The organism is Mycoplasma cottewii (genome assembly GCF_024918975.1).
GTDB lineage: Bacteria > Bacillota_I > Bacilli_A > Mycoplasmatales > Mycoplasmataceae > Mycoplasma > Mycoplasma cottewii.
Genome location: NZ_CP103424.1, coordinates 464,763 through 490,163 on the forward strand (window position 1 = coordinate 464,763; position 25,401 = coordinate 490,163).

Genomic DNA, 25,401 nt, shown 5'->3' on the forward strand with positions numbered 1-25,401 from the left:
GAGTTAATTTAAATTAACTCATAAAATCTTTCTAATTTAATAGATGCATCTTTGTCAATTATAATTGTTACATCTTTATGATTTTGTAGTATTGAACAAGGTCATTTTTCTGATATATTACCTTCTATTAAATTTTTAATAGCTTCAGCTTTATTAACTCCAGTTGCTATTAAAACGATTTTTTTAGCATTCATAATACTTTCTAATCCCATTGTAATAGCTTGTTTAGGCACTAAATTAATATCATCAAAAAATCTAGAATTTGCTTGTATAGTTGATTGAGTTAAATCAACAATATGAGTTAATGAATCAAAACTAGTATAAGGTTCATTAAATCCAATATGACCATTAACTCCTAATCCTAATAGTTGTAGATCAATTTGACCTTTACTTTTAATTAATTCATCATATTTTTTTGGATCATTGTTAAATTCAATATTAGGTATAAAACAATTATCTAAATTAATATCTATATGATTGAATAGTTGTTGTTTCATAAAATAACTATAAGATTGATCATTATTTGGATCTATATTTTTATATTCATCTAAATTAAATACTGTTATATCTTTAAATGAAATTTCTTTATTTTTATACATATCAATTAATTTTTGATAAGTTTTAACAGGACTAGATCCAGTTGCTAAACCTAATATGCTATTAGGTTTTTGTTTTATTTGATTTGCTATGATTTCACTAGCTTTATTTGCAATTTGTTGATCGTTATTTAAAATTATTACTTTCATATTATCACCTTAAAACAATTATATATTAGTTAATAAATTATTAAAAATCATATACATATATACCTAGTAAATTATAGAATTACAATAATTGTTTAAAAATAATAAAAAAACAACTTCATTAAGAAGTTGTTTTGTTAGATCTTGTAATTTGATAATTTGAGTTTTATTAAAAATTACACTGTCATATTATTTCTTTTAAATATTTCAAAACCTTTTTCATACTTTTTGTTGTTTTTTAATTGTACTAAAACATATAGAATCAATTTTTCTAACAAAATTGTTTAATAAATAATCAGAATTTAAAAACCATTCTTTTGTTGAACCATTTAATAAATTAAAAGTTGATGAAACACAACCTACAAAATAATCACAATATCTTATTGTTGCACTTGAAACAGAGTTTAATTGATTAACTGTAATATCTAAATTCTTAAACTTAGTTTGAGTGTAAAATATAGTATTTAGATAATCTTCTAAACCACTAAGCTTGAACATTTTATTTGAATTTTTATCTTTAGGTATATCTTTTCTCTGATCTATATAAAGCTTGATTGTTATTTCATCTTTTAATGAAAGTTTTTTAGTTTTTTCAAGTTTTTGTAAAATTCTTTCTATTGATAAAAACACCATCATATTATAAATTGCATTAATATTTATAGAATCTGCTTGTCATTTTTTAAGATTAGAAACTATTACAAAATTATGTTGATTATGATTTTTTAGTTTATCAATTAAGTATTTTTTATTTTTATAACTCATATTGCTTCATTTAACTTCTTTATCATAACGAGATGAAGAAGTTTTATTAACATAATAGCTTGTAAGATCTTTTTCATATAAGAACCTATATTGTTTGATTGATTTTTCTGTTTTATTAATGTTTGAACTAATTTTATGTTTTATTTTTTCAATTTCTTGAGCATTATTACTTTCTAGATAAAAACCACCAACTACAAAAAAATCACTTGTCGCATTTCCACTTTCATCTATAAAAAAATGAATATAACGTTTCATTAATAAATCACTCCATAAAAAAAGAGAGATTCGTCTCTCCTGCACAGGATCCCGCGTACTTCACATCTAAATCGACATATACGCTTAAGTTTACTGAGGTTGTTCTGCGTCTTACACTAATATATTATCAATTCTTTTTTATTCTGTAAATAAAATTAACATATTTATTAGCTAATAAAATAAAAATAAACTTATTTCTAAGCTTATCAATTGTTCTTTTTGTTATTTAGCTTTTCAACGAAAAGCAGTGCTGGAAAAGAACTTAACCCCAGATAGTAAATATCAGATTTGATATTTACAAAATAATATTATTGTAATAATTTGAACTTGTCAATTTTTATATTTAAATCTAGTTACTATAATTGTAAAATAATAATTAATTAAAACATTTAAAAATAAAACTATCATAATTTTTAATTTCAATAATTAAAAAGATCAATAACTTTTGGAGGTGTTTTATGAACGCTTTACCTTTTGTATTAACAAATAATAATTCATGAATTACTAATAATTTTGTTTTATCTTTAATAATATATCAAACATCTTTTATAGTTATTCAATTAATAATATTCTCATTAATGAATATATTTCCTAATAATAAAATTAAAAAAGAGTTTAATAAACAGATTGATTTTACAAAAATAAGTTCTAATGATTATAGAACTTCAGAACATATGATAGGAATATCTTTTATTTGTTTTTTACTTCAAATTCCTTCTTATTTTTCTCAACTTATTTTTTCATTAGAAGGGTATGGGGTTTTTGTATTTGTTTCTAGTTTTGTTTATATATTAATTTCATTAACCCACCTTTTTATTCAAATGACAATTAATTCTAAATTACGCATTGATAAGTTTGAAAGAACTCAATATTATGAACTTAATAGGTTAAAGTTTGTATATAAACCTTTTAGTTATAAGAGTTTTAAAATCACATTTAAAAATAAAACAAATTGAGCTATTAAAATGTATGATCTTAGATCTAAAATACATGAATACAAAATATTTTATGAAGGACAAAACCTAACAAGAAAAGATAAAAATTTAACGTTAATAACTGAAGAAAAAGGTAAAAAGAGCTTTACTGACTTTAATACTATATTTAATAATACCTATCCTCAAGAATGTATGGATGACCACTTTTTAGAAGAGTTTTATCAATATTTAAGTATTTGATCATCATTTTTTAGATATACTAGAAGATTTAATAGAAAAGCTAATAATTTTAAAATTGAAATAACAGATAAAAAAGGTACAAAAATTATAAGTCTTGATGAATTTAAAGGAGTTTTATTAGAGAATTCATTAGCTCTGTTATATAATAAAAAAACAGTTGATAGAACTATATTTGAAAAAGCTGAACGTTATTTAAATTACAAATCTCCTTTTGAACCTGTTTGATGATGAGATTTCCCATTTTAAGCATAAAAATAATTGATTCATTAAATTGTTTGCTACCAGCTTTCATTCTATAAGTAAATTATGTAGTTTCAGTTTTTAGATTCTAAGAGTCTAATGTTTTTGTTAATGCTTATACCTTTATCAGCGATGATAGTTACTGTGTTTATTTCATAAGGGTTGGCAATTTCTAGCATAAAAGGGATAAATGTATTTGAATCAGCACTATTTACATGAAAAAACTTTGTAATGTAATGGAATTCCGTTTTCATCAGTTGCCATTCCTATTAGAATTTGATCTTCTTTGAATTTACTATCTTTTGAATAACCAAACCACTATAAAAGACGATTTTTTACCCTTTGTTATTTGATAAAATAACTAATAAGAAAGGTTGTGATAAATATGAAATTATTTAAAAGTTCAATAATTATTTCATTATCCATATTTGTCCTTAGTCCATTAATAAATTTCACAGGACTAACAAAACAACAAGTACAAAAAGTAGTATCAAATCAGCAAATGATTAAAAAAGATATCAAAAAAATTGAAGAAGAATCAATTTTTTACAAAAATAACTTATACAAAGAAAAACAAGTTGAATTATTTAAAGATGCCCCTAGGATCGATCAGTTTGATAACCTTATTAAAAGCTATAGTTTTAAATCTGCAAATCTTTTTAAAAATACTCATTTAAAGGATGACGGTTTTGAATTTATAAATAATAATAAAAATGAAATAAGAAAAAACTATATCAAAATTATAAAAGGTGAAATACTAATATCAGATATTTTAGATAATTATAAAAAATGATCGATAAGAATCACAATGAATATCTAAAAGCAAAATCTTTATATAACATTGAATGACTTGATGAAAAATGATTTACAGAGATCACAAATGATAATAATGATGTTGAAACTTCATTATTAAACGAACAATTTAATTCAAATAATTTAAATTTTTATAAAATTCAAAAAACATCAAATTCTAATGAAGAAATTAAAATTAGTAAAAAAGACTTAGAATCCTTACAAAATTTAAGTAATTTCAAGAAATTTTTAGATAAATATATAAAAAGAAATGATGCTTTTTTTTGAACAAATGTAGGTTTAACTGCAGCGACATGAGCATTAGCAGCATCATATGCTGCTTGTTGGAGATTTGTAAGTGCGGCAATGACTACTGTTCAAGCTAGTTTCATGACAGTGGCATCTGTTAAAACTAAAAGAGAGATAGACGAGCTAAAAAAAGAAAGGGACAAATTAGAAAAACTTGTCCACCAAGAAGAATTGAATTTTTTAATAAATGTTACGAGCGAAATTCTTTCTAATAATCTACAAAATCTTGGAAAAGATATTTCGAAAACGATTTGAGAAACTATTAAATTGAAATACAAAGGAGCAATAAAATATTTATATTTAAAAAAAATAATTCATACAGATAACTTTATCAAACTTGTGAAAGATCTTTTTGGTATATCTGGTCTTTCTAGAATGGAAAAATTTAGTTTTGCTTTATCAAGTTCTATCTATATGCTAGAGAAAACAAATAAAAAGCTTTTCAAGACACTTACTCTTTTTCATAGTAGAGGTTGGATAACAAAGTATGTGAATCCGGCAATTGATTTGGCCTTAACCATAGCTACATCAATTTTAGATGTAATAAGTTCAATGCAAAACTATAGAGATCAAAAAATATTTGAAAAATTAATTGATTCATTATAATTGATTAATACTAGAAAGTGAGGCAGATTCATCTTTGTTTTTTACAATTTTAAATTACATTATATTAATTCCAGTCTATTGTATAACATTATTTGTGTTGTATCATGTTATTAAAAAAAATATTGATAGAAAAGGTTTTCATGATTTATGTGTAGATTTTTTTGAAGATTATTTAGATCTAAGTAAAGTTAGAAAAAGAGTTTTTAGATTAACATTTAAACTTTGACTGTATTTATTTATATGTATCGTTGTATTAATGTTTATAAATGTATGTCTTTCAACAGGTGTATTTATCTTTGATTTTAAATTTTCAAGAAGCGGTCGAGCTAGTGTTATATTTTATCTATTATTTTTTCTTTTTAAGGTTTCTTTAGATATTCAAGCTTTTAAAAATCCATTTTTCATACTATTATTTTTATTTATTTTAAGTTGTATTGTTTTAGCTGTGTATGCTTTTATAAAACTTTTACCAACTAAATCTGAAAATAAAATATTATTAGAGCACTGAGAAAAATGAAAAACTTTATATTCTAATAGTGAATATAGAGAAATAAAAGTGAAATTTGCCTCAAACTTCAAAGGTAAGGAAACTGACAAACTAAAAACGTCACAATTAGATATTAAAGTATTTTTTTATAATAAAGATGTAAGTGAATTAAAATGTGCTATTTATTTTTTAAATTATTTAGAAAAAAATTGATATTTTATTAACAAATTTAATTTACATAACTCTATTTATTTATTAGATGAAGATGATGATAATCGAGTATTAATAAATGATGAAGATGATGATAATCGAGTATTAATAAATGGTGAAGAGTGTAGAGATCCTAATAAAATAATAGAAGCATTAATAGGTAATTATTTTTATTTATATTTTAATAATAGAAAGAAATAAATTTATGTTTTTCTTCTTAACAGACTATTTGTCTGTTTTTTTATAAAAAAATAAGCTTATTTCTAAGCTTATCAATTGTTCTTTTTGTTATTTAGCATCCTCAAGGTCAGCAGTGCTGGAAAAGAACCAAACCCCAGATAGTAAATATTAGATTTGATATTTACAAATTAATATTATTGTAATAACTTAAACTTGTCAATTATAAATAAAAGACTTGTCAATTATAAATAAAAGACTTAGAATATATCTTTAACATATCATGTGAATTATTTATTAAATATAACTATAGTTACAGTGTTTTATAATGTAAAATATTTATATTGATTGAAAGGAAATTTGTATGAAAAAACAGTTAGATTCGAAATACAATCATCATTTAGTTGAACAAAACAAATACGAAAATTGAGTTAAAAAAGATCTTTTTAAAGCTGATGTTGATTCGCAAAAACCTAAGTTTTCAATTATTCTACCTCCACCAAATGTTACAGGTAAACTTCATATTGGTCATGCTTGAGATACTAGTTTACAAGATGCGATTATTAGATTTAAAAAAACAACTGGTTATGATACTTTATTTTTACCTGGTATGGATCATTCTGGAATTAGTACACAAGTTAAAGTAGAAGAAAAATTAAGACAACAAAATATAGATAAATATAAATTAGGAAGAGAAAATTTTTTAAAAGAAGCTTGAAAATGAAAAGAAGAATATGCATCAATTATTAGAAGTCAATGAGCTAAATTAGGATTGAGTTTAGATTATTCAATTGAAAAATTTACTTTAGATAGTGATGTTAATGATGTTGTTAATGAGATTTTTGTAAAATTTTATAACGATAATATTATTTATAAAGATAAACAAATAGTTAACTGAGATCCAATGCAAAAAACTGCAATTTCGAATATCGAAGTTATTTATAAACAAGTTGAAGGTAAAATGTATCACTTTAAATATATGTTAGAAAATTCTAATGAGTATTTAACTGTTGCTACAACTCGTCCTGAAACAATGTTTGCTGATCAATGTGTTGTTGTTAATCCAAATGATCAAAGATATCAAAAATATATTGGTAAAAATGTGATTAATCCTGTTAATAATCAAATTATTCCAGTTATCGCTGATGAGTATGTTGATGTTGAATTTGGAACTGGAGTTATGAAATGTACACCAGCTCATGATGCTAACGATTTTATTTTAGGTAAAAAATACAACTTAGATATGGTTGTTTGTTTAAATGTTGATGGATCTGTTAATGGTGTAGCTGGAGAATTATATTCTGGATTAGATAGATTTGAAGCTAGAGCAAAAATTATTGAAGTTTTAAAAGAAAATGATTTATTAGTAAAAATAGAAGATATCACTCATCAAGTTGGATTTAGTGAAAGATCTAATGCTGTAGTTGAACCTTATCTTTCAGATCAATGATTTGTTAGAATGGAAAAATTCAACAAAATGATTTTAGATTTACAAGCATCAAATAATAAAATCAATTTCTTTCCAGAACGTTTTAATGATGTTTTAATAAGATGAATGGAAAATGCTCATGATTGATGTATTTCTAGACAATTATGATGAGGTCATCAAATTCCTTGTTGATACAATAAACATACAAACGAGTTACATGTATCAAAAACTCCTCCAGTTGATATTGAAAACTGAACTAGAGATGAAGATGTGTTAGATACTTGATTTTCATCTGGTTTATGAGCATTTTCAACTTTAATGAACGGTCAAGGTTTTGAAAGTAAACATTTCAAAGCATATTTCCCAACAAGTGTGTTAGTCACAGGTTATGATATTATCTTTTTCTGAGTTGCTCGTATGATTTTTCAAACTTTAGAATATACTAAACAAATACCATTTAATGATGTTTTAATTCACGGTTTAGTAAGAGATGAACAAGGAAGAAAAATGAGTAAATCTTTAGGGAATGGAATTGATCCTATGGATGTAATTCAAGAAAATGGTGCTGATGCATTAAGATTATTCTTATTAACTAACTCAACTCCTGGTCAAGATATTAGATATTCAAATTCTAAAGTATCAGCTTGTTGAAACTTTATTAATAAATTATGAAATGCTTCTAGATATGTGTTTATGAATTTAGATGATGATTTTAAATTTGATCCTAATTTCTATAAACAAGAAAATTTAGATGTTACTGATAAATGAATTCTAACTGAATTAGCTAAAGTTCAAAATTACGTATTTGAAAAAATGAATAAATATGAATTTGGATTAGCTGGATCTAGTTTATTTGAATTTGTATGGGATAAATATTGTTCTTGATATATTGAATTTGCAAAAATTAATTTAAATAATAATCAAACTAAAGCTAATACTCAACAAACTTTATTTTATGTATTAAAAGAAATATTAATTATGCTTCATCCTTACATTCCTTTTGTAACTGAAGAAATTTATCAAACTATGGAATTAAAAGATTCTATTATGTTAGAACAATGAACTAATTTAAACTTAAGTTTTGATACTAGTTATATTAATGATGTAATTAAAATGATTACAGCATTACGTGAATTTAGAAATACAAATAAAATTAATAAATCACTAGTTTTAGAAGCAAAAATATCTAATACTAACAACACTCACGATCAATTATTTAATAAATATAATGATCAAATTAATAACTTATTACAAACATTTGTAAATACTAAAATAATTAAAGATCTAGATTCAGATAATAAAACTAGTTTATCAATTGATGAATACTTCTTAGAAATATCTAATGATCTTTTTATTGATAAACAAGAATTAATTACTCAGTTAGAAAATAAATTAGATCAATTACAAAAAGAAATTAATAGAAGTGAAAATATGTTAAACAATCCTAATTTCACCTCAAAAGCTAAACCTGAAAAAATTCAAACTGAACAAGAAAAATACAAATCATATAAAGAACAATTTGATTCAATAAAAACTAAATTAGAGAGTTTAAAATAACTTAAAAAAGCACATAAATGTGCTTTTTTAGTTTTTTATTAATACTTTATTTTAATCATAGAAATGTCAATTTCTACCATAATTAAATCTAGGACGTTTATAAAATGATTTTCTTCTGTTTCCATTAACACTTCCATCAAAACCACCAAATTGTTTAACATTTTCAACATTTCAATTTGATATATCTTGATCAAAACTATCTGCATTTGCAAACATGAAACTCATATCTTTTACATTTGAAGTATCTCAAGCCATATATCTTGTTCCATCACTTCTTGTAACTTCTTTTGTAGATATGTCTTGGTTAAAATTTGTTGCAGTAGTAAACATACTATACATATTAGTTACTTTTGAAGTATCTCAATTTCCTATGTCTTGGTTAAAATTTCTAGCTTGGTAGAACATGTTACTCATACTTTCTGCATTTGAAGTGTCTCAGTTACTTATATCTTGATTAAAGTTTTTAGCTCCATTAAACATAGAACTCATATAAACTACATTAGAAGTGTCTCATTTATCAAGACCTTTTATACTTGTATTTTTATTTCTATAGAACGCATCACTCAAACTATTGATAAATCAGGGTAATTCTTCTGGAACAGTATTTGTAGTTTGTTCAAAACGTTCAATAGTTCAACCACCTAATCTATTTTTACGGTAACCAATTTGTAAACAAACCGTTTTATCTTCATTATAAACTGCTGGTTTTCTTTCCTCTCTACCGATAAAAAACACAGGTATAAATTTAACTTCAATTTCACCAATAAATTTTCTACTCTCTGGTGTTGCTACAATTTTTGCTGAAAACTTTGATTTTTTCACAGATAAACTTTTTAAATCTTCATCTTTAATTTCTATATTTCATTTTATTTTTTTTAATATTTTTTCTTCAGTTAAATTTTCTTCTTCAATTGTTCCTAGATTATTATTTTTTATTATTTCTGATAAATCAAATTTTTGAATTACTATCTCTTCGTCTTGTTCATTTTCTTCTTTTGAATCAGCTTCGTTGTTTTGATCGTCAATTTTATTTTCATCATTTACTTTTTGATTATTCGAAACAGTACAACTAACAACGCTTGTTGCTAGAATTGATGATGAACCTAATGACAAAATAGCTGTCAAATGTTTTAATAATTTATTCATTTTTACCTCCGTGCAACTTGATTCTTTTTTTTTTTTTTTTTAAATTCAAGTGCTTACCATTTCTGACTATCATTTTTTTAAAATTGATTCTTAAAAATATAAGTTGTTTATTAATCTCTTTTTCATATTAAAAGTTACTCAATAAAATAAAAAAATAGGACAATAATCCTATTTTAATTAATTTATTTCTTAGATTTAAATTCAGGACGTTTTGTTCATTGATTATCAATTTCATTCGGATCTTTTGATACAAAGTCTTCATATTGAATAACTTTTGTAACATCTCAATTTGAAATATCTTGATTAAAGCTTTTAGCACCATAAAACATACGACTCATGTCAGTTACTTTAGAAGTGTTGAATTTATTTCCTAAATTGCCATTGAAGTTTTTTGCATTTTCAAACATAGATCTCATGTTAGTTACATTAGAAGTATCGAAATTATCTCCTAAAGATTGGTTGAAATTATGTGCGTTTTTGAACATTGAATTCATGCTAGTTACTTTAGAAGTATCAAATTTATCACCTAATGATTGATTGAAGGACTCAGCTCCTGCAAACATATTGCTCATGTCTGTTACTTTTGAAGTATCAAATTTGTTTCCTAAACTGCTGTTAAATTTTTTAACACCGCTAAACATACTATACATATTATTAACATTAGAAGTATCGAAATTATCTCCTAAAGATTGGTTGAAATTATGTGCGTTTTTGAACATTGAATTCATGCTAGTTACTTTAGAAGTATCAAATTTATCACCTAATGATTGATTGAAGTTTTTAGCACTAAAAAACATACGACTCATATCAGTTGCATTTGAAGTGTTGAATTTATCTCCTAAAGATTGATTAAAACTTTCAGCACCAGCAAACATATTGCTCATATTAGTTACATTGAAAGTGTTAAAGTTACTTCCTAAAGATGCATTAAAACTTTTTGCACGATTAAACATACCACTCATATTAGTTACACTAGAAGTATTAAAATTATTTCCTAGTGATTGATTAAAGTTTTCAGCACCACTAAACATATTATTCATATCTGTTACATTAGAAGTGTTGAATTTATCTCCTAAGGATTGATCAAAACTTTCAGCACCAAAAAACATAAAACTCATATTTGTAACTTTTGAAGTATCGAATTTATCTCCTAAAGATTTATTAAATTTCTTAGCACCGCTAAACATTCAACTTATATTAGTAACATTTCTGGTATCAAACTTATCTCCTAAAGATTGATCGAAAGACTCGGCATCATAAAACATTTTTGACATATCAATAACATTAGAAGTATCAAATTTATTTCCTAAACTTTGGTTAAATGATTTTGCTCTTGCAAACATACTTCACATATCAGTAACTTTTGAAGTATCGAATTTATCTCCTAAAGATTTGTTGAAGTTTTCAGCATTAAAAAACATACCACTCATATTAGTTACATTTGAAGTGATGAATTTTTTACCTAAATTTTGATTAAACTTTTTAGCTCCATAAAACATTCTTTTCATATCAATAACATTAGATGTATCTCATTTATCAAAATTTGTTATGGTTTCATTTTCATTATTTTCAAATGCACTATCTAAACTTTTGATAAATGAAGGTAATTTTTCTGGAACAATACTTGTTTTTGTATCAAACTTTTCAATTTGTCAAACACCATCTCCATTTTTAAAATATCCTATTTTTTCACAAATATCATTTTTATCATTCTTATAAACAGCTTTATGATATAGATTATCATTTGATGAATTATTATCTACTGGTATAAAACTAAGTGTTATTTCTCCTTTAATTTTTGAGCTTTTATCTAGCGGTTTAATTCTTACGCTATAATCACTAATTTCTATTGAAACTTTTGAAATATATTTTTTTAATTTAGAATTTAACTCAATTATTTTATTTGTTATCTTTTCTTTAGTTATATCTTGTTGTTTTATTACCCCTAAATCTGTTTTTTCTATTATTGTTGATAGATTAGTTTGTTGATTTTTTAAAACTGGTACAGCTACTCCAACACCAATTGCAGATATTGAACCAACTGAACCTAAAATTCATAATAATTTCTTCATATTTCCCCCCTGCACAACACTTATTCTATTTTTTTTTTTTTTTAGAATCAAGATAGAAAGAGCAATATTGTTAGAATATATAAGATCATTTACTATGTTTTTTATTGATAATAAAAGTCTAATTTATCAATTTGTTTCTAGTTATTTATTGAGTTTTTTGAATATGATAGTTTTTATTATCACTTGTATTATTTAAGTTATTAGTTGAAATATATTAATTTTTTATAAAAATTATCAATATTTTTAAAGTTAAGTGTGTTTTATATAAATTAGCATTGATATATTAAACTATAATTAAATTATGTAAACACTTATAGAACGGAGTTTTTTATGGCAAAAACTACAAATTATGATGAATCTGCTATTCAGGTTTTAGAAGGATTAGAAGCAGTTAGAAAACGTCCAGGAATGTATATCGGATCAACTGACAGTCGAGGATTACATCATTTAGTTTGAGAAATAGTTGATAACTCAATTGATGAAGCTTTAGCTGGATTTTGTGATGAAATTAATATTACAATTGAAAAAGATGGATCAATCACTGTTAAAGATAATGGAAGAGGTATTCCAACAGGAATGCATAAAACGGGTAAATCAACTCCTGAAGTTATTTTTTCAGTACTTCACGCTGGAGGTAAATTTGATACAGGAGCATATAAAACAAGTGGTGGATTACACGGAGTTGGATCAAGTGTAACTAATGCTTTATCTAAAAGATTTAAAGCCACAATTTACAGAGATAAAAAAATTCATGAAATCGAATTTAAAAATGGTGGTAAAGTATCAAAGCCTTTAACTGAAATTGGATCAACTTATAAAACTGGAACTACAATTAATTTTTTACCTGATAATACTATTTTTAGTACTATTAATTTTAGTTTTTCTACAATTAGTCAAAGAGTTAAAGAATCAGCATTATTAAACTCAGGATTAAAAATTACTTTAACTGATGAAATTAATCATAAATCAGTTGAATATAAATTTGAAAATGGATTAGAAGAATTTGTTAAAGAACTAGTTGATGATCGAAAAGTTGTAACAGACATTATTAATATAACTGGTGATTCTAGAAAAATTATTAGTGAAATTTGTTTACAATACACTGATGAAGATAATGAAATTATTTTAGGATTTGCAAATAATGTTAAAACTCCTGATGGAGGAAGTCATATTACAGGTTTTAAAACAGGACTAGTTAGAGCAATTAATGATTATGCTAGAAGTCAAAAATTATTAAAAGATAAATCTAAATTAGATTCAAACGATCTAAGAGAAGGATTGGTTGCTGTTGTAACAGTTAAAATTCCTGAAGAATTAATTGAATATGAAGGACAAACTAAATCTAAATTAGGAACACCTGATGCTAAACCTGCAGTTGAAAATGCTGTTTATGAATTTATGAGTTATTGATTAATTGAAAATAAAATAGCTGCTCAAAAAATTATTGAAAATGCATTAATTAATCAAAAAGCTAGAGAAGAAGCTAGAAAAGCACGTCAAGCAATTAAAAATGTTAAAGGTAAGAAAAATGTTACTAGAATGATGTTAGGTAAACTAACTCCAGCTCAAGGAAGAAAAAAAGAAAATAATGAGTTATTTTTAGTCGAAGGAGATTCAGCTGGTGGTAGTGCTAAATCAGGTCGTGATAGAATGTTTCAAGCTATTCTTCCTTTAAGAGGTAAAATTATCAACTCTGAAAAAGCTAAACTTGTAGATTTATTAAAAAATGAAGAAATTCAAACAATTATTAATGCAATTGGAGCTGGAGTTGGAAAAGATTTTGATATTAAAGATTCAAATTATGGAAAAATAATTATCATGACTGATGCTGATACTGATGGAGCTCATATTCAAACATTATTATTAACTTTCTTTTTCAGACATATGAAAGATTTAATTATTGAAAAGAAAGTATATATTGCTTTACCTCCTTTATATAAATTAACTTTTACTGATAAAAGTTTTATCTATTTATGAGATGAAGATGAGTTAAAAGAATTTAGTAAAAACTCTAATAAAAAATATGAAATCCAACGTTATAAAGGACTTGGAGAAATGAATGCTGATCAATTGTGACAAACAACAATGAATCCAGATAAAAGAAAAATTATTCAAGTAACAATTGAAGATGGTTTATTAGCTGAAAAAATGTTTAAAACATTAATGGGTGATGATGTTGAAAAACGTAAAGATTGAATCAATGAAAATGTTAAGTTCACTTTAGAAGATGATCAAATTAATTTAAATGATAAAGATATAGAATTGTAGGAGAAAATATGAGCCAAAACAATAAAGGTATAATTTCATATCCATTAGAACAAGTTTTAGGTGATAGATTTGGACGTTATGCTAAATATATTATTCAAGAACGTGCACTACCTGATGTAAGAGATGGATTAAAACCAGTTCAACGTCGTATTTTATTTGCAATGAACGAATTAAACTTAACATTTGATAAACCTTATAAAAAATCAGCTAGAGTTGTTGGAGAAGTTATTGGTAAGTATCACCCTCACGGAGATTCATCTATTTATGAAGCTATGGTGAGAATGAGTCAAGATTGAAAGTTAAATAATTGTTTAGTTGATATGCAAGGAAATAACGGATCAATTGATGGAGATAGTGCTGCAGCGATGCGTTATACTGAAGCAAGATTAGCAAAAATTTCAAATCTATTACTTGAAGATTTAGATAAAGAAACTGTTTTAATGGCTCCTAACTTTGATGATAGTGAAACTGAACCTACAGTATTGCCTGGTTATTTTCCAAATATTTTAGTAAATGGAGCAACTGGAATTGCAGCTGGATATGCTACAAATATGCCACCTCATAATTTAGGTGAAATTATTGATGCAACAATTAAAATTATTAAAAATGAAAATACTAGATTAGATACTATTTTAGATATAGTTAAAGGTCCTGATTTTCCAACTGGTGGAGTTATTCAAAATAAAGAAGGTATTAAAGATGCTTTTTTAACTGGTAAAGGAAAAGTTATTATTAGTAGTAAATGACATCAAGAAAATAATGATATTGTAATTGATGAAATTCCTTATGAAGTTGTTAAACAAGATCTAGTTAGAAAAATAGGAGATGTAATTGATTCTAATTCTGGATTAGGTATTAAAGAAGTTAGAGATGAAACTGATAGAAAAGGTTTAAGAATAGTAATTCAATTAAACGAAAAAGCTAATCTTGAAACTGTTAGAAAATACTTATTTAAAAACACTCCACTATCAGTTAGTTATAACTACAACAATATTGTAATTGTTGATAAACAACCTAAACAATTAGGTTTAATTGATATTATTAAAGCTTATATTACTCACTACAAACAAGTATTTACTAAAAGAACACAATTTAATTTAAATAAAGCTAATAATAGATTAGAAATAGTTTTAGGTTTAATTAAAGCTTTATCAATTTTAGATCAAATTATAGAATTAATTAGAAAATCAGAAAATAGAAATCAAGCTATTGAAAACTTAATTAATAAATTTAAATTCACTAAAAATCAAGCAACAGCTATTGTTGATATGAGATTATATAGATTAACTTCAACTGATGTTGAAAAACTAAATCAAGAAAAAGATACTTTAAATATAACTATCAAACATTTACAAGATATTTTAAATAATAAAGAAATTTTAGATCAAGAAATTATTAATAGATTAAAAGAAGTTAAAAAACTTTTGCTGTTGATAGAAAATCTCAAGTTAGTGAAATAGTTGAAAATCTAGAAGTTAATCAAAAGAAGTTTTAGTTGAAAAGAATTTAATCTATGAGTATCTAAAGATGGATATATTAAAGCTATTGATAATAATGTTTTATCTAAAAATGAGCTAGATACTTTTGAAAAAAAACCAAATGATATGTGAATTTCAACAGGAGTTGTTTCTAATTTAGAACATTTAATTTTAGTTTCAGATAAAGCAAATTATTATTCAATTCCTTTATATAAAATAAGTATGAGTAAATGAAAAGATATGGGTGTTCATATCAATACAGTTGCAACAATGAGTGGTAGTGAAACTATTATTAATGCATTTGTAGTTAAAGATTTTGATAATACAACTCAACAAATTATGATGGTTTCAAAAAATGGTTTAATTAAAAGAACTCCAATTGTTGATTTAAAAACTAAAACTTTTAATAGATCATTTAAGATTATGAAATTAAGTGATGATGATCAATTAGTAAGTGCTGAATTAGTAACTTCAAAAACAAGATATTGTGCAATTATTACTAAAAATGCTTATGCTGTTAGATATAACATTGAAGATATTCCAGTTCAATTAACTAGTTCAAAAGGTGTTAAAGCAGCTAATTTAAAAGATGACAGTATTATTAGTGCAATTAGTTTAGATGCTAAAAATGATATTATTTGTTTTACAGATAAAAATACTTATAAAAAAATTGATCAAAATCAAATTCCAATTTATATAAGACCTAAACGTGGAGTTAAAATTTTATTAGAAAAAAAACGTAATAAAGAAAGTATTTTATTTAGTTATGCAATTAATGATGATTCAATCATTCAAATCTTAGATAATCAAGATCAAATTACTGATATAAATTCAAATTCTATTAAAAAAGTTTCAATCGATTCATCATCAACAACTAGTGAAATAAATGATATTGAATTTGTAAGTATTAAGCAATTAATCAGAACAACAGCTTATGATAATCCAGCTATATTAAATAGTGATGAACAAAATTATACTTCTAAAGCCGAAAAACAATTAAAACAAAATAAAGTAAGTTCTAAAATATTTGTATCAAAAGAAATTAAACAAAAAGCAACAGATAAAGCTAATCAAATAAAAGGAACTGATCTAAGTTCTTATTTAGATGATATTAGTTCAGTTTTATCTAACTTAAATTCAGATAAAAGTAAAAAACAATTAGATTTTGATGATCTATTTGAAGAAGATGACGAATAATAAAAAAATATATTGAATTCGTTAGTTTAGTTTGAATTCGTTAGTTTAGTTTGATATTATTAAATTAGTTAAGTTATTACTTAATTGTTGATTGGGAAGAAGGTCAACTGGACCCGGGCCGACATTGCGTGAAACCCGAAATAAATAGACCACACAAGAAACCGGGACAAAATTATTAGACTAAATAGTTATGTTTATTATACACACCTCATAGTTCTTGAGGTGTTTTTCATTTGAATTTTTTTAATATTCTTTCATTGTTATATCACTCAATGAAATTTTTAATACATTCTTTTAGTTCACTAAAAGTCATTTCTTTTACTTTCTTTTCAAAGTTATAAAACATTTCTGATTTTAAAATTGAAAAGAAATATTCAGCTTCTCTATTGTCTAGAGAGTTACCTATTCTTGACATTGACACCACTCCACCTCGTTGCTTTATATACTCAAGATATTCATTCGATGAATATGTTACACCATGGTCTGTGTGAATAATAAAGTTTTTAGGAAATTTTGTTTTTCTAATGTGAGTCATAATTAAATTAGTGTCATTATATATGGATAAATTATAACTAACAATTTTCTTTGTTTTGTGATGAATTACGATAGATAAATAAACATGTCTTCCTTCTACATCTATTGGAGCAGGAATGTAACTAACATCACTTGCATAAATATCGTTTTGTAGTCCATTATAATCTCTATTAGCAATATTTGGATAATACACGTTAGTATTTTTTGATTCACGCTTTTTCTTGCACGTTGTTCTTACGTGACAGAAAAGACCTAATTTATTCATTGCTCTTCCTAGTGTTCTAGGGTTAATAATAATGCCATATGTCTTGAAAATATATGCTGATAGCCTTTCTCTACCATATCTTCCGTTTTGTTTTGCAAAGCTTCTCTAATTATTTCTGCGTGTTCTATAACAGCTTCTTTCTTATCTTTTGATTGTTTCTTGATTTTGTAGTAAAAGTTGATTTAGGTATTCCAAGAATTTTCATTATTTCCTTGTTAGAAATATTTTCTCCAAATTTTTTCTTAATTTTTTCTATCAGTTCATCTAGATTGTCAACCTTATTTTTCTTTAAAATATCTTCTTTAAAAAGGTCTGTTATTAACCATTCTAAAACTTCGCGATCAATCTCTTTAATCACTTCGTTTCTTTGTTTATCATATTCTTCTTTGTTCTTTCTAGGTCTACCTGATCCTTTACCTTTTTAGGTGCTTTTCCTGTTTGTGATTCTTTTAGTTCCATACCTAAATTATAATCTTTATATTTTCTAGATAAATATCAGAAGGCTTCTTCTGAAAGTAAATAATTTTCAGAATTTCTAATTTTGCTATAAATATAACAAAATTCTTTTTAGTAATATTTTGAGATAAATATTCTTTGTAGTGCTTAAATACTTCTAACCACTCACTTACACTTAGTTGCTTTCCTCTTTTCATAAATACTCCTTTTTTAAAAAAAATAGACCCCCTAGGGGGTCTATCCCTTAGGGAGTCTAATAACTTTGTCCTACTCTCCAACCTCAAAGGTTGTGTTTTTTTATTTTCTGTAAATTTTAGTGAAAAATTCTAAGTTCTAATTTTATTTATATTAAGATATTAAAAAACAAAAAAGGAGTATTATGCAAAAATTTGATGTAGTTATTTTAGGTGCTGGTCCTGGCGGTAATGGATTAGCAAACATTTTAGGTTCTAATAAATTAAAAGTAGCTTTAATAGAAGCTGAAGATCTTGGTGGAGGTTGTATAAATAAAGGTTGTGTTCCAACTAAAACATTAATTAAATCTGCTAGAGTATATGAATTAGTTAAAAATAGTCAAAATTATGGAGTTTTTTCTGATAATGTAAGATATGATTTTTCAAAAATGCAACAAAGAAGAATTGATAATAAAAACTATTTTAACAAAAATATGGAAAATAATTTAAATTGAAATAATGTAACTTTATTCAAAGGTTATGGTGAAGTTTTAGATCAAAATACTATTAAAATAAATGATCAAATCATTAGTTTTGATAAACTAGTTCTAGCAACTGGTTCTAGATCTAAAATGATCAATTTAAAAGGTTTAGAACAAGCTAAAAAAGATGGTTATTTAATTGATTCAAATCAAGCTTTAACTTTAAAAGATGTACCTAAATCATTAGTTATTATTGGAGATGGTCCTGTTAGTTTAGAATTTAGTTATTTATACAATACTTTAAATACAAAAATAACTATTTTAACTAATAATGATTTTCTATCAAAATTCGATATTGATATTCAACAAAGCGTTAAACAATACTTTAAAGAAAAGAATATAAAAGTTATAGATAATGTAAATATTAGTGAAATTAAAGATAACAAAGTTTATTATGATAACACTTTTATTCAAGCAGAAAAAATACTTTTAGCAGTAGGAAGAACCGCTAATAATGAATCATTTAAAAATATCGATATTAAAAAAGATCAAAACGGATTTGTTATAGTAGATGAAAATATGAAAACTAATTTTGATAATATTTATGCAATTGGAGATATTACAGGGTTAAGATTACTTTCTTCAGTAGCTTATAAAACAGCTGATACTGTAGCAAAAGATATTTTAAATTTTAAAAAGTCAGAAAAATTAGATCTAAACTTAGTTCCTTGAACAATTTATTTAAATCCCGAAATTGCTGGAATCGGTTTAACTCAACAAGAATTAATAGAAAGAGATACTCCATTTGAAATAGTTATTATCAATTCACAATATCTGCCTAAAGCTCACGCTGAAGGTACTGTTAAAGATTATTCTTTTATTAAATTTTTAATTTCAACAACAACTAAACAAATTTTAGGATGTTTTATGATGATTGATCAAGCTAATATTTTAATTAATCATATTGCTTTATTTATGCAACAAAAACTAACTTTTGATACACTACAAAAATCAATTTATACTCATCCTACATTAAGTGAAGCTTTTTATTATACTTCAAGAATTAAAGGATTAAAGAAATAAAATAGTAAACATTTCAACTTCCAGAACTTCCAACAAAATATTTGAAATTATTATAAAAATGTATTATTATTCTAATGTAAAGAAGGTGTCCCCACTACCTATATCCCAAAGGTGGCCGATTGAAGAAGGTGTCCCCACTACCTATATCCCGAAGGTGGCCGATTGAAGAAGGTGTCCCACTACCTATATCCCAAAGGTGGATCTTTAAAGTTTTAACAGAGATTAATCTCTGTTTTTTTATTACAAATAAAAACCTTTTCTGTAAATTAAATAAATAAAAATTTTATATCTATATAATCTTAAGTAATGTAATGTATGAAAGGAGAAAGATATGAAAAAGAATTTATTATCAATTTTTGGATTAATATTAGCACCTTATTCAACTTCTAAATTATTTAAAAGAAAGATGAAAAACATTAATAATGACATAAACAAAAGAACATTTTCTGATCAAGTTCAATTTTCAGAATCACTTGAAAGACTTAACTTAAAACTAAAAGAATTACAAACATTAATAGAAACAAAAAAACTAACTTCTAAAACACTAAAAACTAAAGCTAAAGAATTAAAAATAGAAAAACAATCTATCAAAAACTCATTAAACGACTTAAATATTGAAAAACAAAAATTTGAATCAAAACCAAATTTAAATAACACTATTTTAAACTTAATTAATACTGCTATTATAGATTCAAAAACTAAAATCAAAGAATTAGAAACAAGAATTACAAATAAAGAAAAAGAAATTTTATTATTAAATTTTGAAGTTCAAGAAATTGATAAACAAATTAGTAGGTTAACTAGCTAGTTTGTATTAGAAATTAAAATATGCATGTTATAAATTAAAAACTAGATACTAGTTTTTTTAACGTCTTTTGCTTTTTTAATAATATTTTTATTAAATTTTTTATTTATATCAAAAATTAAATCTTCTATTAATAAAGATTGTTCAACTTGTTTATTATCTATATTTTGATCTTTATCAATAGTTAACTGAACTCAGTTTTGATTATTGCTAATTAGTTTACTAACTCCAACTCCAATTAAAATCACAGCTTTATTATCTTCAATTAATTCATAAAAACAAGTTAATGCATTATTATAAATTAACTGATAATCATTTATATATTTATTTAAAGTAATTTGTTTATGTCTTGTAATATATTGTTTAGATGAAGTTTTATATTTTAGTTTAATTTCAACTGTTTTACAAAATAAGTTATTTTCAATTAATTTATTTGATACTTGTTTAGATAAATTTAAAATAATATTTTCTATTTCATCATATTGATAAATTGCACTCAATAATGTTGTTTCTTTTGAAATAGATTTATATTCACTAGATAGATAATCAACATAATCACTAGACAATCCATTAGCTTGTTTTTTTAAAATTAAACCTTTATTATGTAGTAAATAATAAATATCTTGATCACTAGTATTTGCTAGATCAGCGATTGTTTTAATATTAGTATTTTCTAATAATTTAACTGTTGATGGACCAACACCATGCATATCTTTAATATCTATATTTCAAATATTAGTTTTTAAATTATCTTTACTAGTTAAACTAATACCAAACGGTTTATTTAAACTTGTTGACATTTTAGCAACAAATTTATTAAATCCTATTCCAATTGAACAACTTATATCAAACTCATCTAAAATATTTTTTTGAATTTTTTTAGCTAATTTAATTACATCAGTTTTTACAACAAGATCAGTTACATCTAAATAAGCTTCATCAATTGAAGCAATTTCTATTTTATTAGTAATATTAGTTTTAATATAAGTTCATATTTGATCAGAAATATTATTAATATAGTTCATATCAGGTTTAACACTAATGATTTTAGGATATAGTTTTTAGCTTCAAATAACGCCATTCCTGCTTTTATATGATATTTTCTTGCTTGATAACTAGCAGTTGTAATGATTGATTTATCATTATTATTTGATATTACAATAGCTTTATTTTTATAAATAGGATATTTAGCTTGCATACAACTTGCAAAAAAGCGTCCATATCTATATGAAAAATAGTTTTTAAACTCATATTAATCACCTATATTAATTTAATTTTAATGTTTAATCAGCATACTTGATACTCTTTTCAAGTCTTTTTTTTTTTTGCAAGTACAATTTCTATGAAAGTAATTGTATTTTTAAGTAAAGAAAGGATAAATAAATATGAAACTATTTAAATGATTTTCTTTATCTGTTATTTTAATAGGAAGTTTTGTTACAGTACCAATTATTGCTACTTCTAAATTAATAAAAAATCATGAATTATCAAATAATCAAAATCCACAAGGTATTACACAACAATTAGAAACAAGCATTTCACAAGTAAAAGAAAAAATAAATACTCTTAAAGAAAAAACAGAATCATTAACTCGACAGTATCAAGATAATAAAGCTAAAATTAATGAATTTGATCAATCACTTACACAACTTAAAACTCAAAGAGATTCATTGAAACAAACTTTAGAAAAATTAGAGCAAGAAAACCTAGTAAAGATAGAGCTTTACTAACATTTAGAACGCAAATAAATGATTTAGAATCTCGAATTAAAGATCTTAATGAAAGAACATGAACACTTAGTAAAGAAAACGAAGAAAGCAGAAAACTTATTAATGAAATAAAACGACAAATAGATGCAACAATGAAAGAATCGGCAAACCTAAGGGGTGTTATATCTGTTCAAGAACAAGCAAATATTAATTTACATAATAGTAACCTAGACAAAGAGAGAACAGAAGAACCTGAAGCATTTATAAAACTTGAAGCAATTCAACGTGAATTACAAGGTGTTGAAAGTGATCTTCAAAATCAGCAAGACGAACAATCTAATTTACAAAATATCTTAGGAGGAAGAACAAAAATAAAAGAAGGATTAGAAATGCAAGTATCTAATTTACAAAGAATACTTGACAACTTAAAAGAGATCATGCTCAAAAACAAGAAGATAATAAAAATTATGTTAGTCTTATTTCAAAAATGATAAGTGATGTTTGAGAAAAACTACTAAAAAAACTATTTGAGCACTTGATACTTATGCTTCTATCCTATCCCGTTTTAACGATGAAAAAATAAATACTTGTAAATTAGAGATTTCGAATTGAGAGATAGAAATCAATCTGACAAAAAAGTTAGTCGCGGAAAATTTCAAGTAGTATCGAATGAAATTTTTTCCTTCAATCAATCACTATAGATTTAGATATAGATTTTATTTACCCTGAAAGTAGACCTCATAAGATAGAAGGTAATAAATTAGTTGAAATAGGTTATAGAAAAAATTTTTACAAAATGGAATTGGCAGTAGTACAGAGGGACTTCCAGCGGCCAAGATTTAATTTCTATATATGAACCATTAATTGATGTAAATGAAGTGCCTGAGTATTTACCTTGGTTTATTCAATCTTTAGATTCTGCATTTTTAGAAATAAATTCTCTTCTATAAAAATCTGGAAAAATGAGATGTTTCAAACATAATAGTTATGAACTATACATTTAGACTTGCTACAAAATTTAATCATCCGATTGGTAATTGAAACGTTTCAAATGTGAGATTTATGCGTAGAACTTTTGCAGGTGCACAAGGTTTTAAACGAAATATCTCAAAATGAAATATTCGAAAACATGTAAAAACTTTTGCTTTTGTAACTATTAAATCAGGTAATTGAAATGAACCTTATTGAAGCAATAATCTGCCAGAAACTATTCGAAATAGATATATTCGAGACACAACACCTGGTGGTCTTGACCGATTAAGACATGAGGATGGTTCAGATGGTGGAGGTAATCTAGAATGAATACTAGATGTAGATCTCTAGTGATCATTTAACTTGCTAAATTAATAAGGAGGATAGTTTTATGAAATGATATAAATTAATTGCTTTAAGTACAATTTTTATACCCTCATCGATTTTCATACCAACTATAAGTTCTTTTACTTATTTAAAACAAGATTCTAATCAAACAATCACTGAAAAGATTAATACTTTTAATAGATTAATAACTAGTATCGGTTCAAAAGTAAAAGAAATTGAAAAAGAAAGCAAAAAACTTTTAACAAAATTATCAGATCAAAAACAAAATATATCTAGTTTAGAACAACAAATTACTGACATTAAATTAGAAAGAGATATGTTGAATGCATCAATTGAATCGTTGAATACACATGATGCGAGTTTGAAATGAAGAAAATTTATATTAGAACGCTGAAAAAATCAATTAGATAAAGATATATCATCAATACAACAACTAATTGATAAATTAAAAGAAGAAAAAGAACGAATTGAAGAAGAATATTCACGCCTATCTTCTCAATTAACAGCATTGAAATCTGAAAAAGATGAATTACAAAGAGATTTAGATTCATTAAGAACTCGTCATCAAGAGTTAGTTAATATTCAACAAGATATCCAAGGTAAAATAAATTCTCATATTCGACAAGCAGAAACTATTAAACAACAAATAGATCAGAAAAAAATGAAAATTGATCAAATAGTATCTAATATGAAGTCTACGGATAAAATTATGAGAGAAGTTAATTCACGAATAGGTATATTAGATAGTGAAAGAATAAAGTTAGAAGCAGAAATTAAACCTTGAATTTCTGCCAATGATGCAGAACAAAACCGAAACAACGCTTTAGTAAATAGATGAATTATACCAACTATTACTGAAATTTGAAATAATAACATGAAAGATACTATTTGAGCTGGAGAAACATTTGAAAGTGTAGTAAACCGTTTTAATAAAGTAGTAAATAATAAAGATTTAAAATTTAAACTAACTAATATCCCAGCTTTAGATAGAAAAGTTTCGCAAACTCAATCTTTAATTTTTGACGTTGAACAAAATGATAAAACTGTCTTAAGACTAACTTTAGAAGCAGGAGAATTACATCCAGAAGAGAGACGTAATCCAGTTATAGAAAATGGTGAACTAAAAAAATTCGGTTATGTAAAAGAAAGCCTAAATGGTAAATCATATATAAGAATTGTATTCGATGATTCTATACACACCGTTCCAGAAAAACTACCTTGGTTTATTACTAGCTTAAGAGATATGCTTCGCTTGAATCAGAAAACTGTAGAAATAAAAAATATGGAAAAATGAGATACTTCAAATATAAAAGATATGTCAAGTGCCTTTGAACGTACAAGATTTTTTAACCAAGACATATCAAATTGAGATGTTTCGAATGTCGAAGATGTTAATCGTATGTTTGCTGGTGCTCAAAGTTTTAGACAAAATATTGGGCATTGAGATTTATGCAGAGTTAATACACTTAACTTTGTAACCCCAAATTCTGGAAATTGAACACAATTTTATTGAGATTCTAATTTACCAACAGTAATTCATAATAGATTCACTCAAAATAGTGGACAATTTGACTCTAGAACAAATGTTCTTGTTTATATAAGACCATCTGGTAATTGTTAGAACCTATTAATTAAAAATGTGAGCGCTTCTAAGATTACTTTTTATATAAG

At 24.7% G+C, this 25,401-nt stretch carries 16 protein-coding genes and 4 pseudogenes; 13 read left to right on the plus strand and 7 right to left on the minus strand.

What is annotated here, in order from left to right; all coding sequences use genetic code 4:
* Nucleotides 1–8 precede the first annotated feature (8 nt).
* Nucleotides 9–746 (minus strand): glucosamine-6-phosphate deaminase, encoded by a 738-nt coding sequence (gene nagB / locus NX779_RS02025; protein ID WP_259430537.1) that lies wholly within the window; start codon nt 744–746, stop codon nt 9–11.
* Nucleotides 747–941: 195 nt separating this feature from the next.
* On the minus strand, nt 942–1,760 hold the full coding sequence (locus tag NX779_RS02030; protein ID WP_259430538.1) for a DUF3800 domain-containing protein: 819 nt from the start codon (nt 1,758–1,760) through the stop codon (nt 942–944).
* A 458-nt stretch (nt 1,761–2,218) separates the two neighbouring features.
* Here NX779_RS02030 and NX779_RS02035 point away from each other — a divergent pair, with 458 nt between their 5' ends.
* Nucleotides 2,219–3,181: a hypothetical protein gene (locus tag NX779_RS02035; RefSeq protein WP_259430539.1), complete on the plus strand. Its 963-nt coding sequence runs from the start codon at nt 2,219–2,221 to the stop codon at nt 3,179–3,181.
* Nucleotides 3,182–3,188: 7 nt separating this feature from the next.
* On the opposite strand, the pseudogene NX779_RS02040 reads toward NX779_RS02035, so the two are convergent.
* Nucleotides 3,189–3,487, minus strand: a pseudogene (locus NX779_RS02040) (transposase); the annotation flags it as partial.
* Nucleotides 3,488–3,560: 73 nt separating this feature from the next.
* Between NX779_RS02040 and NX779_RS02045 the strand changes: the two are divergent.
* The 4 genes from NX779_RS02045 to NX779_RS02060 all read left to right on the plus strand — a co-directional run bounded on the left by NX779_RS02045 (nt 3,561) and on the right by NX779_RS02060 (nt 8,742).
* The gene (locus NX779_RS02045; protein WP_259430540.1) at nt 3,561–3,995 is read left to right on the plus strand and encodes a hypothetical protein; all 435 of its coding nucleotides are present in this window, start codon (nt 3,561–3,563) and stop codon (nt 3,993–3,995) included.
* A complete protein-coding gene (locus NX779_RS02050) occupies nt 3,965–4,882 on the plus strand; it encodes a hypothetical protein (RefSeq protein ID WP_259430541.1) in 918 nt (305 codons plus the stop codon). The genes NX779_RS02045 and NX779_RS02050 overlap by 31 nt, the downstream gene beginning before the upstream one ends.
* A 94-nt stretch (nt 4,883–4,976) precedes the next feature.
* On the plus strand, nt 4,977–5,780 hold the full coding sequence (locus NX779_RS02055) for a hypothetical protein (RefSeq protein ID WP_259430542.1): 804 nt from the start codon (nt 4,977–4,979) through the stop codon (nt 5,778–5,780).
* Between the two features lie 340 nt (nt 5,781–6,120).
* A complete protein-coding gene (locus NX779_RS02060) occupies nt 6,121–8,742 on the plus strand; it encodes a valine--tRNA ligase (RefSeq protein ID WP_259430543.1) in 2,622 nt (873 codons plus the stop codon).
* A 51-nt stretch (nt 8,743–8,793) separates the two neighbouring features.
* Here the strand turns inward: NX779_RS02060 and NX779_RS02065 are convergent, their stop codons facing one another.
* Nucleotides 8,794–9,888: a BspA family leucine-rich repeat surface protein gene (locus NX779_RS02065; protein ID WP_259430544.1), complete on the minus strand. Its 1,095-nt coding sequence runs from the start codon at nt 9,886–9,888 to the stop codon at nt 8,794–8,796.
* Between the two features lie 182 nt (nt 9,889–10,070).
* Entirely contained in the window at nt 10,071–11,960 is a 1,890-nt protein-coding gene (locus tag NX779_RS02070) for a BspA family leucine-rich repeat surface protein (RefSeq protein WP_259430545.1), read from the minus strand.
* Between the two features lie 330 nt (nt 11,961–12,290).
* Between NX779_RS02070 and parE the strand changes: the two genes are divergently transcribed.
* Nucleotides 12,291–14,228, plus strand: coding sequence for a DNA topoisomerase IV subunit B (gene parE / locus NX779_RS02075; protein WP_259430546.1), 1,938 nt, complete (start codon nt 12,291–12,293; stop codon nt 14,226–14,228).
* 8 nt (nt 14,229–14,236) lie between these two features.
* A pseudogene (gene parC / locus NX779_RS04505) lies at nt 14,237–16,903 on the plus strand (DNA topoisomerase IV subunit A).
* Nucleotides 16,904–17,078: 175 nt separating this feature from the next.
* On the opposite strand, the pseudogene NX779_RS02090 reads toward parC, so the two are convergent.
* Nucleotides 17,079–18,355: pseudogene (locus NX779_RS02090) on the minus strand (IS3 family transposase).
* A 182-nt stretch (nt 18,356–18,537) separates the two neighbouring features.
* On the opposite strand from NX779_RS02090, the gene NX779_RS02095 reads away from it, so the two are divergent.
* Nucleotides 18,538–19,896 carry a dihydrolipoyl dehydrogenase gene (locus NX779_RS02095; RefSeq protein WP_259430549.1) on the plus strand — a complete coding sequence of 453 codons (1,359 nt, stop codon included), beginning with the start codon at nt 18,538–18,540 and terminating at the stop codon, nt 19,894–19,896.
* A 331-nt stretch (nt 19,897–20,227) separates the two neighbouring features.
* Entirely contained in the window at nt 20,228–20,704 is a 477-nt protein-coding gene (locus NX779_RS02100; protein ID WP_259430550.1) for a hypothetical protein, read from the plus strand.
* A 41-nt stretch (nt 20,705–20,745) separates the two neighbouring features.
* Here the strand turns inward: NX779_RS02100 and NX779_RS02105 are convergent.
* Nucleotides 20,746–21,952, minus strand: a pseudogene (locus NX779_RS02105) (Y-family DNA polymerase).
* 134 nt (nt 21,953–22,086) lie between these two features.
* Here NX779_RS02105 and NX779_RS02110 point away from each other — a divergent pair.
* From NX779_RS02110 to NX779_RS02125, 4 genes are all read left to right on the plus strand, one after another.
* Complete coding sequence (locus tag NX779_RS02110) at nt 22,087–22,431, plus strand: coiled-coil domain-containing protein (RefSeq protein ID WP_259430551.1); 345 nt, start codon at nt 22,087–22,089, stop codon at nt 22,429–22,431.
* A gap of 131 nt (nt 22,432–22,562) precedes the next feature.
* Nucleotides 22,563–22,904 (plus strand): hypothetical protein, encoded by a 342-nt coding sequence (locus tag NX779_RS02115; protein WP_259430552.1) that lies wholly within the window; start codon nt 22,563–22,565, stop codon nt 22,902–22,904.
* Nucleotides 22,905–23,388: 484 nt separating this feature from the next.
* A complete protein-coding gene (locus tag NX779_RS02120) occupies nt 23,389–23,733 on the plus strand; it encodes a BspA family leucine-rich repeat surface protein (RefSeq protein ID WP_375162446.1) in 345 nt (114 codons plus the stop codon).
* Between the two features lie 40 nt (nt 23,734–23,773).
* The gene (locus tag NX779_RS02125) at nt 23,774–25,351 is read left to right on the plus strand and encodes a BspA family leucine-rich repeat surface protein (protein WP_259430554.1); all 1,578 of its coding nucleotides are present in this window, start codon (nt 23,774–23,776) and stop codon (nt 25,349–25,351) included.
* Nucleotides 25,352–25,401: the final 50 nt, after the last annotated feature.